The organism is Kribbella sp. CA-245084, from assembly GCF_050942355.1.
Classification (GTDB): Bacteria; Actinomycetota; Actinomycetes; order Propionibacteriales; family Kribbellaceae; genus Kribbella.
Genome location: NZ_CP192053.1, coordinates 5,168,928 through 5,183,928 on the forward strand (window position 1 = coordinate 5,168,928; position 15,001 = coordinate 5,183,928).

A 15,001-nucleotide genomic window follows, 5' to 3' on the forward strand; every position below is an offset into this window, starting at 1 on the left:
GATTACCAGTAGCGAAAGGCAGAGACGATGAGGGGCATCACACGCATCGCGGTCGCCGCGATAGCGGTCGGCGCACTGACCGCCGGGTGCGGCGGTGGCGACAAGCCGATCGGGAGCGGGGCGTCGTCGGCCAACCCGTCGTCCTCGACGAGTAGCGGCGGCAGCACCGGCCAGTACAAGAAGGGCGGCACGGTCACCATCGCCAACGTCGGCGGACAGACCTGGCCGTGTCAGTTCAACCCGTTCAACCCGTCGGTCAACGGCGTCGCGGGCGGTTTCGTCTACGAGCCGCTGACCTTCGTCAACGTGCTGAAGGCCGGCGCCACCACGCCGATGCTGGCCACCGACTTCGCCTGGTCGCCGAAGAAGGACTCGATCGTCTTCACGATCCGCGACGGTGTGAAGTGGAGCGACGGGCAGCCGTTCAGCGCCGACGACGTGGTCTACACGTTCAACCTGATGAAGGCGCAGCCGGCCCTGGACATCTACGCGCTGTGGACCGGCGCCGGGCTGACCAGTGTCACCGCGGCCGGCAACAAGGTCACGCTGAAGTTCAAGGGCGCGGCGGAGCCGTACTTCTTCAACTTCGCCAACCAGGTCGACATCGTCCCGAAGCACATCTGGTCTACCGGTGAGGCGGCCTCCAAGCCGGCCACCTTCGCGGACGCGAAGCCGATCGGAACCGGCCCGTATACGGTCGAGTCCTGCAGCCCGAACAACATCACCTACAGCGCCAACCAGTCGTACTGGCAGCCGGGCAAGCCGTACATCCAGAAGGTGCAGTACCCGGCCTACCTGGACAACAACCCGGCCAACCTCGACCTCGCCAGCGGCAAGGCACAGTGGGGCGGTCAGTACATCCCGAACATCGACAAGTTCTACAAGTCGAAGGCGCCGGAGAACAACTACTGGTTCCCGCCGACCGCGAACGTCGCCCTGGTGCCGAACAACGACCCGTCCCGCCCGGCGACGAGCAAGCTGGCGGTCCGGCAGGCACTGGCGTACGCGATCGACCGGGAGCAGGTCTCGAAGATCGGTGAGAGCGGCTACCAGCCGGCCGCGAACCAGACCGGCGTCGTCACCCCGACCTTCGACAAGTACTTCGACCAGGGCGCGCTGACCGCCGCCGGCTACGGCAAGGCGAACACGGACAAGGCCAAGCAACTGCTGCAGAGCGCGGGCTACTCCTCGTCGAACCCGCTCAAGCTCAGCGTCATCACAGTCACCGGCTACACCGACTGGGACGCGTCCCTGGCCGTGATCAAGCAGAACCTCGCGGCCGTCGGCATCGAGCTGAGCGTCCAGGACCTGCAGCAGCAGTCGTACAACCAGAAGCTGTACACCGGTGACTACGACCTGGCCTACGCCAGCCAGTCCGGCGGACCGACGCCGTACTACGAGCTGCGGCAGCTGCTGTACTCGAAGAACACCGCGCCGATCGGCAAGCAGGCCAACAGCAACTACTCGCGGTACAACAACCCCGAGGTGGACAAGCTGTTCGACCAGTACGCCAGCGCGGATCCCGACACCCAGGTCAAGCTGATCAAGCAGATCTCTGGGTACATGATCAAGGATGTCCCGGTGATCCCGACGACCGAGTCGGTCGACTGGTACCAGTACAACACCAAGGACATCGAGGGCTGGCCGACGCAGGACAACCCGTACGCCCAGCCGGCGCCGTACAACATCCCGGACGCCGGGCAGGTGCTGGCCAACCTGTACTCGAAGGCCGCACAGAAGTAGTCCAGAAGTAGTCCGGAAGTAACGACAGGGTGAGCACGAGGAGCTATTTGCGGTGAGATACCTGCTACGACGTCTCGGGTTCTTCGTGCTCACACTCTGGGCCGCGATGACGCTGAACTTCTTCATCCCGCGATTGATGCCCGGCAGTCCCGAGGAGGCGCTGCGGGAGCGCCTCAGCAAGGGCGGCTCGGTCGTCACCGCGGAGCAGTTGCGGACCGTCCTGGCCGAGTTCGGCTTCCAGCCGGACAAGAACATCGTGTTGCAGTACCTGGAGTACCTGAAAGCGATGGTCACCGGGCACTGGGGTGTGTCGATCGGCAGCAGCCTCGGCGTCCCGGTGACCACGCTGATCGGCAGCGCCTTGCCGTGGACGCTGGGACTGGTCGGGATCACGACCGTCCTGGCGTTCGCCATCGGCACGCTGATCGGCACGATCTCCGGCTGGCGCCGGGGCGGGCTGATCGACGGGATCGTGCCGCCGGTCTTCATCGTCACCTCGGCGCTGCCGTACTTCTGGGTCGCGCTGCTGTTCATCTCGCTGTTCGCGATCGGCGATCACGCGATCCTGCCCAACGACTTCAACTACGACCAGGGACTGACGCCGGGATTCAACGGCGAGTTCATCTTCAGCGTCCTGAAACACGGGATCCTGCCGGCCGCGACGATCCTGATCACCGCGATCGGCGGCTGGATCCTGACCATGCGGAACAACATGATCACCACGCTCGCCGAGGACTATGTCCGGATGGCGCGGGCCAAGGGCATCCCGAGCCGGCGGATCATGTTCGGGTACGCCGGCCGGAACGCGTTCCTGCCCAACCTGTCCGGCTTCGCGATGTCGCTCGGCTTCGTCATCTCCGGCACGATCCTGGTCGAATACGTGTTCAACTATCCCGGCCTCGGCTACATGTTCTACAACGCCACCGTGAGCACCGACTATCCGTTGCTGCAGTCCCTCTTCCTGCTGGTGACGCTGGCCGTGCTGATCTGCGTCCTGCTCTGTGACTTCGCGGTGTTCCTCCTCGACCCACGAGCCCGGACGAAGGGATAGCCCGGTGAGCGAGCGAAGCGAGATCACCATCAAACACAGTAGCGACCCGCGCTCATCGGCGCCCGGAGCGAAGCGAGGACGCCGATGAGCGCAATCGTCACCGGCGCAGCCGCGCCGACAACGACTGCCACCCGCCGACCGCGCGGTGGACTGTTGCGCGCGATCATGCGCAACCGCAAGGCGATGATCGGCGCCGGCCTGCTGGTGCTGTTCGTCCTGCTCGCCGCGTTCCCGCAGTTGTTCGTCCCGGGTGCGCACCACGATCCGCAGGCGATCGGCGACCTGCCGCTGCAGTCCCCGTCCCGCGAGCACTGGCTCGGCACGACCGGCCTCGGCCAGGATGTCTACGCACAGCTGATCTACAGCACCCGCGAATCACTCATTATCGCGGTGGTCGCCGGCCTCGGCGCGACGATCCTGTCGGTGATCATCGGCGTCTCGGCCGCCTATCTCGGCGGCTTCGCCGACGACGGCCTGTCGATGATGACCGACATCTTCCTGGTGCTCCCGACGTTCCCGCTGATCATCGTGCTCGCGACGTACGCCGGTAAGGGCAACCTGACCGTGATCATCGTCGTGCTGATCCTGACCGGGTGGTCGTACGGCGCCAGACAGATGCGGGCGCAGGCGTTGTCGCTGCGGAACCGGGACTTCCTCGAGTCGGCGCGGGTCCGCGGCGAGCGATCGTCGTACATCATCGTGGTCGAGGTACTGCCGACGATGATCTCGCTGATCGTCGCGAACTTCCTCGGCGCCGCGCTGTACTCCGTGCTCACCGCCGCCGGCCTGCAGTTCCTCGGCCTCGGCGATCCCAACTCGCTGAGCTGGGGCACGATGCTCTACTGGGCCCAGAACCAGGGCGCCCTGGTCAACGGCCTGCCCGCGTGGGCGCTGTCGCCGGGTCTGGCGGTCGCGCTGCTCGGTGTTTCCTTTGCCCTGCTCAACTATGCGTTCGACGAGATCAGCAATCCCGCGCTGCGGCCGGTTCGGAGGCGACGTGCCCGATCAGCTTCTTGAGGTCCGAGATCTCACCGTCGAGTACGACACCGGGGCACACCCGGTCGTCGCGGTCGACCATGTGGATCTCGACGTACAGGCAGGTGAGTTCGTCGGTGTCGTCGGCGAATCAGGCTGCGGGAAGTCGACGTTGCTGTTCGCGATCGCGCACCTGCTGAGCTCGCCGGCCGCGATCACCGGCGGCAGCGTGAAGTTCCTCGGGCAGAACCTGGTCACGATGAACGAGAAGAAGCTCGCGTCGCTGCGGTGGCGGGACTTCTCCGTGGTGATGCAGAGCGCGATGAACGCGCTGAATCCGGTGAAGAGCATCGGCGCGCAGTTCCACGACACGATCATGGCGCACGACGAGGTGGTCGACGACAACCGTCCGGCCGAGGTACTGCGGCTGGTCGGCATCGACCCGATCCACCTGAAGAGCTACCCGCACCAGCTGAGCGGCGGCATGCGGCAGCGGGCGATGATCGCGATGGCGCTGCTGTTCACGCCGGACCTGATCATCATGGACGAGCCGACGTCCGCGCTCGACGTGGTCGCGCAGCGGTCGCTGATGGTGCAGATCAAGGAACTGCAGCGCAAGCTCGGATTCGCGGTCATCTTCGTCACCCACGACATGTCGCTGGTCAGCCACTTCTCCGACAAGCTCGTGGTGATGTACGCCGGGCAGGTGGTCGAGTTCGGTGCGACGCGCGCGGTCTTCGATCACCCGGAACACCCGTACAGCGAGGGTCTGCTGGACGCGTTCCCGTCGATCCGCGGGCCGAAGGTGGCGCTGACCGGTATCCCCGGCAGCCCGCCGAACCTCGCCGATCCGCCGCCGGGCTGCCGGTTCCAGCCGCGCTGCCCGAAGGCGTTCGAGGACTGCCCGAAGATCGAGCCGGATCTCTATCAGGTCGGCGCCGTCCAATCTCGTTGCCTACTGCACGCACCGTCGATCGCGCCGGCCCGGGAGGTGTCATGACGTCGCTGGATGTTGAAGCCGGCGTGACCGAATCGGCCGCCGCGCCGGTGATCGAGGCGCGGGAGCTGACCCGGCACTTCAGGGTCGGACGCGGGTTCTCGCGGCAGATGCTGCATGCGGTCGACGATGTGAACCTCTCGATCGGGCGCCAGGAGATCGTCGCGCTCGCCGGTGAGAGCGGCAGCGGGAAGAGCACGATCGCGCGGCTGCTCGCGGGCGTGTACAAGCCGACCGGCGGCGAGATCTTCTACCAGGGCCGCGCGATGTCGACGTTCAAGTCCCGCAAGGACCAACTGTCCTACCGCGGCGACGTACCGATGGTGTTCCAGGACCCGTTCAGCTCGCTGAACCCGGCGTTCCGGGTGTCCCACGGCATCCTGCGCAGCCTCAAGCTGCACCGGCCCGAGTTCAGCCGGCCGCAGCGCGAGGAAGAGGCCGCGCGGGTGATCGAGGCGGTCGGGCTGACGCCGGCCGGCGACATCATGCACCGCTACCCGTACGAGCTGAGTGGTGGCCAGAGGCAACGAATCGGCTTCGCGCAGGCGCTTGCGCACAAGCCGAAGCTGATCCTGGCCGACGAGCCGGTGTCGATGCTGGACGTGTCGATCCGGATCGGCCTGCTGAACCTGATGGCCGACCTGCGCAGCTCCGAAGGCGTCTCGTTCCTCTACATCACCCACGACATCGCCAGCGCGCGGTACGTCGCGGACCGGCTGATGATCATGTACGCCGGGCACATCGTCGAGTCCGGTCCGACCGAAGCGGTGCTCGCGAACCCGAAGCACCCGTACACGGACCTGCTGCTCGGCGCGGTGCCGGATCCGCGCGCGCCGCTCGCCGAGGGGATCGAAGGTGACACCGGCGAGCCGCCGAAGGTCATCGACCCGACACCGGGGTGCCGCTTCCGCTGGCGCTGCCCGTTGGCGATCGACAGGTGCCACGAGGAGACGCCGCTCCCCCGTCGCCTGGGCGAGAACCACGAGGCTGCCTGCCACGTGGCCGAGCCCGACCCGGGCTTCGCCGCCTGACAGCTCCGATCCCGGCGCCCTCCCTGCGGCGCCGGGATCGGTCAGATTGTCGGCGTCAAACCTCCGTCGAGGATGATGTCGGCGCCGGTGAGGTTGCCGGCCCGGTCGCTGGCCAGGAACACCACCAGGTCGGCGACCTCCTCCGGGCGCGTGAAGCGACCGGTGACCGAGCCCTTCGCGGCCTGAGCGGCGATGTCCTTCGGTGCAGCGCCGACCGCACCGCCGACGGTCTCCGCGACGCCGCCCTTGCCCAGCCACAGGTCGGTCGCGACCGGACCGGGGCTGACGGTGTTGACGCGGACTCCTTGCGGCCCGAGCTCCTTCGACAGCGACTTGAAGAAGCTGAGGCACGCGGCCTTCGCCGCGCTGTAGTCGATCACCAGCGGGTCGGGCAGGGTCGCGTTGACCGAGCAGACCGTGACGATGACGCCGGACCGCTCGATCAGCGTCGGCAAGGCGGCGCGCGTCGTACGAACGGCCGACATCAGGTCAAGGTTGAGCGTCTCGAGCCAGTCGTCGTCGGTGACGGAGGCGAACCCGCCAGGGCGCGGATGCACGCTACCGACGTTGTTCACCAGGATGTCGAACCCGCCGGCCCTGGCGATCGCCTCGTCGACAAGCCGCGCCGGTCCGTCCGTCGTACCAAGATCGACAGCGAACGCCTCGACCGCTAGCCCTTCGAGCCCGGCACCGATGGTCCGCGAGCCCGCGACCACCTTCACACCTTCGTCAAGGAGCGCCCGCGTCACCGCAAGCCCGATCCCCCGGCCGGCACCCGTCACCACCGCCGTCTTACCGCTCAGGTGCAGATCCATCCGCAGTACCCCCTCAAAGACCTTGCTCCTTCAGCCAGCCCAGGACGGCGTCGGCAACTTCACGCCAGCCGTGGTCGATCGCGAGCGAATGTCCCCGCCCCTCGAACGCGCGCAGCTCGGTGACAGCCGTCGAGTCACGGTACTGCTTCAGGGTCGACTGGGTGACCACCGCGGGCGCGGTGTGGTCGTCGGCGCCGGAGATCAGCAGCAACGGGCCGCGGGTCGAGTTCGCGGTGTTGACCTTCGCCTCGGAGTGCATGACGAAATTGGCCGCCGCGGCCTGGAAGATCGGGCGGGCGGGTGACGGAATCGTCCACTTCTCGTACAGCTCGTCCGACTCCGCCTCGGGCAGCGCGTTGCCGAAGCCGTAGCGGAACTCCTTCGCCGTCAGGGTCACCGCCCGGTGCAGGTTGGCCGGGTTGCCGAGCGCGGGCAGACCGGCCCGAAGCTGGGCGAACGGCAGCGGCAGCACGCCCTTGATCTGCGCAGGATCGATCGCGACCCCGGCAACGCCGTACCCCTCGCCGAGTAGCTTCTCGGTGATCAGGCCGCCGAAGGAATGGCCGATGATCACCGGGCTCGCCGGCAGGTTGTCGATCACCGTGCGAAAGCTGTCGGTCGCTTCTTCGATGCTGGTGTTCGCGACCAGCTCGGGCGACTGCCGCGCCTCGGCGACGGTGGCCGGTTCGTTCGGCCAGCCCGGCGCGACCGGGTCGTAGCCGGCCTCGCTGAACAACTCCATCCAGGGCCCCCAGCTGGTTGCATGCAGCCACATCTTCGAGCTGATCCCGGTCCTTGGATAATTGTTCGACGGGGATCGAACAGGGACGTAGGGTGGGTGGTATGCCCTTTGAGCACCGTCGGTCCGTTGTTGCGCTGGCCTTGATCGCCTCGTTCATGGTCTTCGTGGACAGCACGATCGTGAACGTCACCCTCGCCCAGCTTGCCACTCACCTGAATGCGTCCCGCGCGGAGCTCGAGTGGTCGCTCAACGCGTACACGCTGTCGTTCGCCGCGCTGATGCTCGGGGCCGGGGCGATCGCCGACACGCTCGGTGCGAAGCGGGCGTTCTTGACCGGGCTCGTGGTGTTCACCTTGTCGTCCGCGGTGTGCGCGGCGGCCGGCTCGATGCTGATGCTCAACCTCGCCCGGCTCGTCCAGGGCGCGGGCTCGGCGCTGCTGCTGCCGAGCGCGCTCGTCCTCGCGACCGCGTCGGCCACCGACGAGCACAGCCGGCACCGCCTGGTCAGCTGGTGGGCCGCGGCGGGTGGCGCCGGGATGGCGGCCGGTCCCCTCCTGGGCGGCGGCCTGGTCGCGCTCGCGAACTGGCGAGCGGTCTTCGCCGTCAACGTGGTGATCGGCATCCCCGCCGCGATCTGGGCGATGCGCTCGATGCCTTCGGTCGTACGCCGGGCTCGCCGGCTGGACTTTGCCGGAATGGGGACCGCTACTGCGTTCATCGGCGGGCTGGTGTTCGCGTTGATCGAGGCGCCGACGCGTGGGTGGCTCGATCCGGCGGTGTTGGGCGCGGCCGCGCTGACGGTCGCCGGGCTGGTCGCCTTCATCTTCGTGGAGCGTTCCGTCGGGGCACCGCTGCTGCCGCTCAAGCTGTACGCCGACCGCGGCTTCGCAGCGGCCGCTGCGCAGGGCACGCTGCTCAACTTCGCGTTCTACGGCGTGCTGTTCACGATGAGCCTGCTGCTCCAGCAGGGCCGCGGCCTCAGCCCGTTGGTCACCGGCTTGCTGTTCCTCCCGCTGACCGGACTCATCTCGATCGCCAACCTCTGCTCCGCCCCACTCACCCGTCGCCTCGGCCGCCCCGCCGTACTCGCGATCGGCCAGGCCGTCCTCACCCTCGCTCTCCTCGGGCTCGCCTGGGCCAGTACGTCGTCCGCCGTCTGGCCGATGGTGCTCGCCCTCGTCCCCATCGGCTTCAGCTCCGGCCTCCTCGTCCCCACCATGACCGCTCAGTCCATCGCCGCCGTCGAGCCCGACCTCCACGGCGCCGCCTCGGCCGCCTTCAACACCTCCCGTCAGATCGGCGGCGCGATCGGCGTAGCAACCTTCGGCCCTCTCCTGGGCACAGCCCACAACCTCCGCACCGGCTTCATCACCTGCACGATCGTGGCCGCCGGCGCCAGCATCGTCGGCCTCGGCGTCACCGCCTTCGCGGCCACGATCCGCCGCACCCGCGTCCCCGTCCCCTCGGCATGACCTCAGGCGCGTCAGGCGTCGTACGCTCGGGCGCATGCGGTTCGTGATTCGCGACGGGTACGCGTGCTACGAGGGTCCGGTCAGCGGTGGTTCGAGGCATCGGCATGGTGCGTTTCAGATCGCAATCGGCGCGGACGTCGCGATGGTGGATGACGACGGGGTTTGTCATCGGGGGGCGGCGCTGGTGGTGCCTCCTATGACTTGGCATCGGTTGCTGCCTGCGGACGAGCTGTTGATCTACTTCATCGACCCGCAGTGTGCGTTCACCGACCAACTCCGGGGGTACGGCGCGATTGCCGTCGTGGACGCGCTTGCTGGGTTGCGGGAGGTGGACCTCGACCCGGGCGCGATGCGGGCGTCGGACAGCTTCGATCCACGGTTGGCTGAGGCGATGGAACTGTGGCAGCTGCCGATGCCTGAGGTGGCCGCCCGGGTCGGCATCTCACCACAACGGCTGCGGGCCGTCGCGCGCGAGACGCTCGGGATGCCGTTGGCGCGCTGGCGGGTCTGGGCGCGGCTGCGCCGAGCGGCCGAAGCACTCGCGGCCGGGCAAGCCCTCGCCGACGCCGCGGTGACGGCCGGGTTCGCCGATCAGGCGCACCTCAGCCGGTGGATGCGAGAAATGATGGGCATCACGCCGGCCGAGGTGCTGCAGGTGCTGCACGCGACGCCGTCAGCACCGAGATCGAGCCGGTGATCGTCGGCACGACCTCGACCTCCCGGACGTCCTCGAACCCGGCCTCCGCGATCAGCGACGGCAGGATCCCGTCCGCGTTCGGCTGGGTGTCGTCGAAGCCGTCGGCCAGCTGCACGATGCGGAACGCGAGGCGCATCGTCCGCGTGCGCTGCAGCCCGTAGTCCGCGATCACGAGCCGCCCGCCGGGCCGGAGTACGTCGTACATCGCGGCAAGGATCGCGCGCTTCACCGGCAACGGGCATTGATGCAGGACCAGGCTCGACACCGCGACATCGGCGATCTCGGAGCCGACCACGTCGGCCAGTTCGTCGCCCAGCCCGGTCCGCCAGTCGACTCCCGTCGGCCCGGCCTTGCGCTGTGCAATTGCGAGAACGACGGGATCAGGATCCACCCCGATCACCCAGGCCGCGGGCTCGGCGCGTTGCAGCAGCAGGGCGAGGGTTCCGGTTCCGCACCCGACGTCGACGATCAGGTCGTCCGCGGCCGGAGCCACCTCGCGCACGAGCGACGCGCGCCAGATCCGCTCGCGGACCAGCGCGGCGACCAGGTCGTAGAACCTCGTCGGGAGGAAGCGTCCCAGGGCGGGGGTGAAGGCAATTTCGGTCATGCCGGTACCGTTCCTCACGATGCGGTGACGGATCTTGAAGAAATCGCTCGTCCGGGCTGCAATCGATTGAACTGGGGCTGGACGCAACGAATCGCGCGAGTCGGAGCGTCTTGCTTGGTGAGAGCCGGGCCGGGAGGGGGCGCGAGTGGCGTCGCAGCGCACAAGGCGGTTGAGCACGACCGTCGCGCTGACGCTTGCCTGTGTCCTGGTCTGTGGCGTCGCGTTCGCCGGCGCCGTCTTCGTGCTGATGCCCGGCACCCGCGACCGCAGTACGCCGGTTGTGGCCAGCGGCTCGCCGACGCCGAGCCGGCCGAAGTCCAGCACGCCGAGCCCGAAGCCCACCCTCCCGGATTCGACCGACGAGCCGCTTCCAGGCGTCGACACGCCGGCCACTCCCCCGCCGGCCACGCCGGTCGCCAACACCGGCACGTACGAGTGCCCCGGCTACAGCGGCATCCAGGTCCCGGTGGCAATGCTGATGAACGACACCTTCTCGTGGGGCGACGATCCGCCGTACAAGGTCGGCAACGGGAACGGCGATATCAACTGGCGCTCGGATCCGTACAAGAAGCCGAGCTGGTACATGTGGCTGCATTCGTTGCGCTGGCTGGGTGCAGGCATCGAGGCCGGGCAACGCGGTGACCGTAAGGTGCTCGCACACACGATGGCGATCATCCACGACTGGGTGCAGGACAACCCGTACTCGTGGAAGGGCGACGTCGGCGCGTGGGAGGCGACGATGCACCGCACCAATGTGCTGCTGTGCGCGCGCCAGGCGGTTCTCACCGGGATGCACGTGCGCACGCTGCCCGCGCAGTACGCCTGGCTCGACAAGGCCCTGATCGACCATGCGCAGTTCATGATCGTGAACTTCAGCGGCATGTCGAACCACGGGACCGACGAGAGCATCGCGCTGTTCGGGGTCGGGTGCACGCTGAAGCGGCCGGAGCTGAAGACGCTCGCGGTCAACCGGCTGACCGAGGCGATCACCACGGCGATCGACACGCAAGGCTCGACGAACGAGCAGTCGGTCGGGTACGCGATGTTCAACTACCTGCTGTGGGGCCGGGCTACCACCGCCTTGCAGCGGTGCGGTTCGAACCCCGGACCGGTGATCTCCCAGCGGCGGGCCGCGCTGTCGGAATGGCTGGCGCTCGCGACCAAGTCGACCGGTTACCTGCAGCAGGTCGGTGATGCCGTGGCGCAGAAGCCGACCGGTGCGGCCGGGACCGCGCTCGACTATGTCGCGACGCTCGGGAAGCGCGGCACGAAGCCGTCGAAGCGCGTCGCGGTGTACGACGCGGGCTACATCTTCGGCCGGACCGGGTGGGGCGAGACGCGACCGTTCGCGCAGGAGTCGACGTACAGCATCCGGTACGGCGGCGCACGCACGCTGCACGGTCATGACGACCACATGTCGATCACGTACTCGTCGCACGGCCGCGACGTCCTGATCGACCCAGGGCACTCCGGCTACCAGCTCGACAAATGGCAGGCGTGGTCGAAGAGCGCGGCCGCGCACAACGTGATGACGATCCCGTCGGCCGACATGGCGTCCGTGGAGACGCAGTTGGTGCAGGCGTCGATCACGCCGAACGCAGAGTCGTACTCGCTGGCCGATTCGCCTGCGCCGGGCGTGACCCGCAAACGCGACGTACTCGTTCTCAAGGACCCCGACCTGATCATCACGCTGGACCGAGGGCAATCCGTCGGACCGCAACGCTATGAAACCCTCTGGCATCTGGCGCCGGATCAGAAGGTCACGGTCCAGTCCCCCACCACAGCCATCGCCGCCAAACCGGGCGACAAGTCGAAGACCTACCTGCTCCAGATCCCGTACAAGCAGCAGCCGCCCAAGGACGGCATCACGGTCGTCCAGGGCCAGCAGGACCCGGTGCAGGGCTGGTACTACCCCGACATCTTCCACCGCGAGTCGGCACCGGTCGTGAAGTTCGGTCGCAACGGGACGAGCGTTACCATCCTCTCGGCGATCGTCCCCGCCAACTCCACCGAAACGGTCACCTACAAAACCCGGACGGTCGGCACGATGCTCTTCGTCGACCTGACCGTCGGCGCGCGCAAAACCACCATCCGCGTCCTCCCCGACGGCCGGCTGACCCGCATCAGCTGAGTACGCCGGTCACAAGAGGCATGCTTGGGCTGTCTTTTCCTGTGGAGTGGAATCTTGGGGAGGTTGGGAATGACTATGCATCCGGCGGCGCGGGATCACTGTTTGAGCTTGGCGCGCAGTGTGGATCGGCCGACTGGCGGGGCTCGGTACGGGCGGATGTTTCCGAGACTCGAGCCGCTGGGGACGGATCCGCATCTGTTGATGCGGGCGGGCAGCGACGGCGGGATCTGTGATGCCGCGGCCACGCTGGATCTCGGTGCCGGCGGGGACGACGCGGAGGAGGCGGCGGGGTGGCCGTTCTTCGGGCAGTTGCTCGCGCATGACACCACCGCGGACCGGTCGCCGCTGATGGGCGGCGTCGAGACGGATGCCTTGCGCAACTCGCGATCGCCGCGGCTCAACCTCGAGATGCTGTACGCCGACGGGCCGATCGGCTCGCCGTACATGTTCGACGTGAACGATCCGGCCAAGTTCCTGCTCAGCCCCGACGGGTACGACGTACCGCGGAATCCGCAAGGGGTCGCGCTGATCGGGGATCCGCGCAACGACGTACACATCTTCACGTTGAGCCTGCATGTGGCGCTGCTGCACGCGCACAACCGGATCGTCGATCACTTGCGGGCGGCGCATGTCGTGTCCGAGGAGGACGTGTTCGAGAAGGCGCGGATCACGCTGACCTGGCACTACCAGTGGATCGTCGTCCACGACTTCCTGCCGCGGCTGGTCGGGCCGGCGCTGATCGACGAGGTGCTCGAGGACGGCGGGAAGTGGTTCAACCCGGAGCCGATGAACGCGTTCATCCCGCTCGAGTACGCCGACGCCGCGTACCGCTACGGGCACGGCCAGATCCGGCACGCCTACCACCTGGTCGAGGGCGGGCCCGAGCTGCCGCTCTTCCCCGACCTGGTCGGCTTCGGCCCACTGCCCGTCGATCATCGGCTCGATCTCGCGCAGATCTTCGACGTACCAGGCCGTCCGCCGGCGCAGCGTGCGAAGCGACTCGACGGGCGGCTGGCCGCGAGCCTGATCGGGTTGCCCGAGCGGATCACCGGCGCGGTCGACGAATCGGCGTACCGGTCGCTCGCCGTTCGCGATCTGCTGCGCGGCGACACGACCGGCCTGCCGAGTGGCGAGCAGGTCGCGCAGTTGCTCGGCGTACCGCCACTGACCGAAGACACCTGGGCCGGCGGTACGCCGCTGTGGTTCTACATCCTCAAGGAGTCCGAGCACCTCGGCAACGGCGACCGGCTCGGTCCGGTCGGCGGGCGGATCGTGGCCGAGGTACTGATCGGGCTGCTACGTGCAGACCCGGCCAGCTACCTCAGCCTCGAGCCGGACTGGCAGCCGATCCTGCCCGCCGCCGGTCACACGTTCGGCCTGACCGACCTGCTCATCCCGGCCGGCTCGCGCTGAGCGTCCGCGCCTTGGCCTCGGTCTCGAACGCCTCGCGCGGACTCTGGACCGAGGCCAGCGACACGATGTCGCGGCCGTAGAAGAAGGCCGCCAGCCAGATCGCCAGCACCCGCACCTTGCGGTCCCAGGTCGGGACCGCGAGGACGTGGTACCCGCGGTGCATGAGCCAGGCGAGCACGCCCTTGATGACAAGCCGCTTGTACTGGAAGATGCCGGTCCCGAGACCGAGCGTCGCGATCACACCGAGACTGTGGTGCTCGTACTCCTTCGGCGCCTTCCCACGCAGTGACCGCAGCAGGTTCTTCGCCAGCAGCTTCCCCTGCCGTACGGCGTTCTGCGCGTTCGGCACCGTGTACGCGCCCGGAGTCGACGACGTGAGATCGGGAACCGCCGCGTCGTCACCGGCTGCCCACGCGTCCTCGATCACCTCGGTGTCGGTCCCGATCCGCAGATCGGCCCGCACCTGGACCATCCCGCGCTGGTTGTGCGGCAGGTCGGTGTGGTTGCGCAGCAGGCGGGTCGCGGCGTTGCCCGCCGTCCAGACGATCAGCTCCGAGTCGAACTCGGACCCGTCCGACAGCACCACATGCCCGTCGTCCGCCGAGTCCATCGTGGTGTTGAGATGCACGACCGCGCCGCGCTTCTCGAGCATGTTCACGACCCACTCGCCCGGCTTGTCGCTCACCTCGGGCAGGATCCGGCCGCTCGCCTCGACCAGGTGGAACGCGAGGTCGCTCTCGGACAGCTCGGGGTACTTCTTCAGCAACGCCCGCGCCAGCGACAGCAGCTCCGCGAACCCTTCGACCCCGGAGAACCCGCCGCCGACGAACGTGACCGTCATCAGCTTCCGCCGCAGCTTGCCCGGCTCCAGCCCGGCCGCCTCGTCGAACGCGGTGAACATCCGGTCCCGGATCGCGACCGCTTCCTCGACATGCTTCATGCCGATCGCCCGGTCGGCCACACCCGGTACGTCGAAGGTCCGCGTCACCGCACCGGCGGTCACCGCGATCACGTCGTACGTCAGCGTGTAGTCGGGCCCATCCGCCGGCCGGATCGTCACCGTGCGGTCGGCATGCGCGATGTTGATGACCATCCCGGACACGATCTTCGTCCGCTTGAGGTTGCGTCGCAGCGACACCGCCGCGTGCCGGGCCTCGACCGAACCGGCGACCACCTCGGGCAGGAACGGCTGATAGGTCATGTACGGCCGCGGGTCGACCAGGATCACCTCGGCCTCGCCTCGCCGTAGTTTCTTCTCCAGCCGCCATGCCGTGTAGAAGCCGGCATACCCGCCGCCCACCACCAGGATCCTGCGCACCATTTCTCC

At 67.9% G+C, this 15,001-nt stretch carries 13 protein-coding genes; 9 read left to right on the forward strand and 4 right to left on the reverse strand.

Translation table 11 applies throughout. The annotated features are described in order from the left end of the window. The first annotated feature begins 27 nt into the window (after positions 1 to 27). The 5 genes from ACQPYH_RS24770 (at position 28) to ACQPYH_RS24790 (ending at position 5,797) form a co-directional block, all read left to right on the forward strand. Positions 28 to 1,743 (forward strand): ABC transporter substrate-binding protein, encoded by a 1,716-nt coding sequence (locus ACQPYH_RS24770; RefSeq protein ID WP_432875758.1) that lies wholly within the window; start codon positions 28 to 30, stop codon positions 1,741 to 1,743. A gap of 52 nt (positions 1,744 to 1,795) precedes the next feature. After that, complete coding sequence (locus ACQPYH_RS24775; protein ID WP_432875761.1) at positions 1,796 to 2,794, forward strand: ABC transporter permease; 999 nt, start codon at positions 1,796 to 1,798, stop codon at positions 2,792 to 2,794. An 84-nt stretch (positions 2,795 to 2,878) separates the two neighbouring features. Beyond that, complete coding sequence (locus ACQPYH_RS24780; RefSeq protein WP_432875763.1) at positions 2,879 to 3,811, forward strand: ABC transporter permease; 933 nt, start codon at positions 2,879 to 2,881, stop codon at positions 3,809 to 3,811. Continuing rightward, positions 3,792 to 4,769 carry an ABC transporter ATP-binding protein gene (locus tag ACQPYH_RS24785; protein ID WP_432875765.1) on the forward strand — a complete coding sequence of 326 codons (978 nt, stop codon included), beginning with the start codon at positions 3,792 to 3,794 and terminating at the stop codon, positions 4,767 to 4,769. Before ACQPYH_RS24780 ends, ACQPYH_RS24785 begins: the two co-directional genes overlap by 20 nt. Then, positions 4,766 to 5,797, forward strand: coding sequence for an ABC transporter ATP-binding protein (locus tag ACQPYH_RS24790; RefSeq protein WP_432875767.1), 1,032 nt, complete (start codon positions 4,766 to 4,768; stop codon positions 5,795 to 5,797). Before ACQPYH_RS24785 ends, ACQPYH_RS24790 begins: the two co-directional genes overlap by 4 nt. 41 nt (positions 5,798 to 5,838) lie before the next feature. Here ACQPYH_RS24790 and ACQPYH_RS24795 read toward each other — a convergent pair whose 3' ends face one another. Further along, positions 5,839 to 6,612, reverse strand: coding sequence for an SDR family oxidoreductase (locus ACQPYH_RS24795; protein ID WP_432875770.1), 774 nt, complete (start codon positions 6,610 to 6,612; stop codon positions 5,839 to 5,841). Positions 6,613 to 6,625: 13 nt separating this feature from the next. Continuing rightward, positions 6,626 to 7,354, reverse strand: a complete 729-nt coding sequence (locus tag ACQPYH_RS24800; protein WP_432875772.1) for an alpha/beta hydrolase — start codon at positions 7,352 to 7,354, stop codon at positions 6,626 to 6,628. A 101-nt stretch (positions 7,355 to 7,455) separates the two neighbouring features. Here ACQPYH_RS24800 and ACQPYH_RS24805 point away from each other — a divergent pair, with 101 nt between their 5' ends. Together ACQPYH_RS24805 and ACQPYH_RS24810 are read left to right on the forward strand one after the other, a co-directional pair. After that, positions 7,456 to 8,826: an MFS transporter gene (locus ACQPYH_RS24805; RefSeq protein ID WP_432875775.1), complete on the forward strand. Its 1,371-nt coding sequence runs from the start codon at positions 7,456 to 7,458 to the stop codon at positions 8,824 to 8,826. 34 nt (positions 8,827 to 8,860) lie between these two features. Next, on the forward strand, positions 8,861 to 9,523 hold the full coding sequence (locus ACQPYH_RS24810; protein ID WP_432875777.1) for a helix-turn-helix domain-containing protein: 663 nt from the start codon (positions 8,861 to 8,863) through the stop codon (positions 9,521 to 9,523). Here ACQPYH_RS24810 and ACQPYH_RS24815 read toward each other — a convergent pair. Next, on the reverse strand, positions 9,459 to 10,130 hold the full coding sequence (locus ACQPYH_RS24815) for a class I SAM-dependent methyltransferase (RefSeq protein ID WP_432875780.1): 672 nt from the start codon (positions 10,128 to 10,130) through the stop codon (positions 9,459 to 9,461). The two genes, ACQPYH_RS24810 and ACQPYH_RS24815, sit on opposite strands and share 65 nt — an antisense overlap. A 145-nt stretch (positions 10,131 to 10,275) precedes the next feature. Here ACQPYH_RS24815 and ACQPYH_RS24820 point away from each other — a divergent pair, with 145 nt between their 5' ends. Both ACQPYH_RS24820 and ACQPYH_RS24825 read left to right on the forward strand, forming a co-directional pair. After that, positions 10,276 to 12,261, forward strand: coding sequence for a heparinase II/III domain-containing protein (locus ACQPYH_RS24820; RefSeq protein ID WP_432875783.1), 1,986 nt, complete (start codon positions 10,276 to 10,278; stop codon positions 12,259 to 12,261). Positions 12,262 to 12,417: 156 nt separating this feature from the next. After that, positions 12,418 to 13,674 carry a peroxidase family protein gene (locus ACQPYH_RS24825; protein ID WP_432875786.1) on the forward strand — a complete coding sequence of 419 codons (1,257 nt, stop codon included), beginning with the start codon at positions 12,418 to 12,420 and terminating at the stop codon, positions 13,672 to 13,674. Here the strand turns inward: ACQPYH_RS24825 and ACQPYH_RS24830 are convergent. Continuing rightward, positions 13,652 to 14,995, reverse strand: a complete 1,344-nt coding sequence (locus ACQPYH_RS24830; RefSeq protein WP_432875789.1) for an NAD(P)/FAD-dependent oxidoreductase — start codon at positions 14,993 to 14,995, stop codon at positions 13,652 to 13,654. The genes ACQPYH_RS24825 and ACQPYH_RS24830 overlap by 23 nt on opposite strands. Between the last annotated feature and the right edge of the window lie 6 nt (positions 14,996 to 15,001).

Coding starts and splice junctions, on each gene's coding strand:
- ACQPYH_RS24780 (WP_432875763.1), top strand. CDS start 2,879: ATGAGCGCAATCGTCACCGGCGCAGCCGCGCCGACAACGACTGCCACC.
- ACQPYH_RS24795 (WP_432875770.1), bottom strand. CDS start 6,612: ATGGATCTGCACCTGAGCGGTAAGACGGCGGTGGTGACGGGTGCCGGC.
- ACQPYH_RS24800 (WP_432875772.1), bottom strand. CDS start 7,354: ATGGAGTTGTTCAGCGAGGCCGGCTACGACCCGGTCGCGCCGGGCTGG.
- ACQPYH_RS24790 (WP_432875767.1), top strand. CDS start 4,766: ATGACGTCGCTGGATGTTGAAGCCGGCGTGACCGAATCGGCCGCCGCG.
- ACQPYH_RS24805 (WP_432875775.1), top strand. CDS start 7,456: ATGCCCTTTGAGCACCGTCGGTCCGTTGTTGCGCTGGCCTTGATCGCC.
- ACQPYH_RS24825 (WP_432875786.1), top strand. CDS start 12,418: ATGTTTCCGAGACTCGAGCCGCTGGGGACGGATCCGCATCTGTTGATG.
- ACQPYH_RS24815 (WP_432875780.1), bottom strand. CDS start 10,130: ATGACCGAAATTGCCTTCACCCCCGCCCTGGGACGCTTCCTCCCGACG.
- ACQPYH_RS24810 (WP_432875777.1), top strand. CDS start 8,861: ATGCGGTTCGTGATTCGCGACGGGTACGCGTGCTACGAGGGTCCGGTC.
- ACQPYH_RS24770 (WP_432875758.1), top strand. CDS start 28: ATGAGGGGCATCACACGCATCGCGGTCGCCGCGATAGCGGTCGGCGCA.
- ACQPYH_RS24830 (WP_432875789.1), bottom strand. CDS start 14,995: ATGGTGCGCAGGATCCTGGTGGTGGGCGGCGGGTATGCCGGCTTCTAC.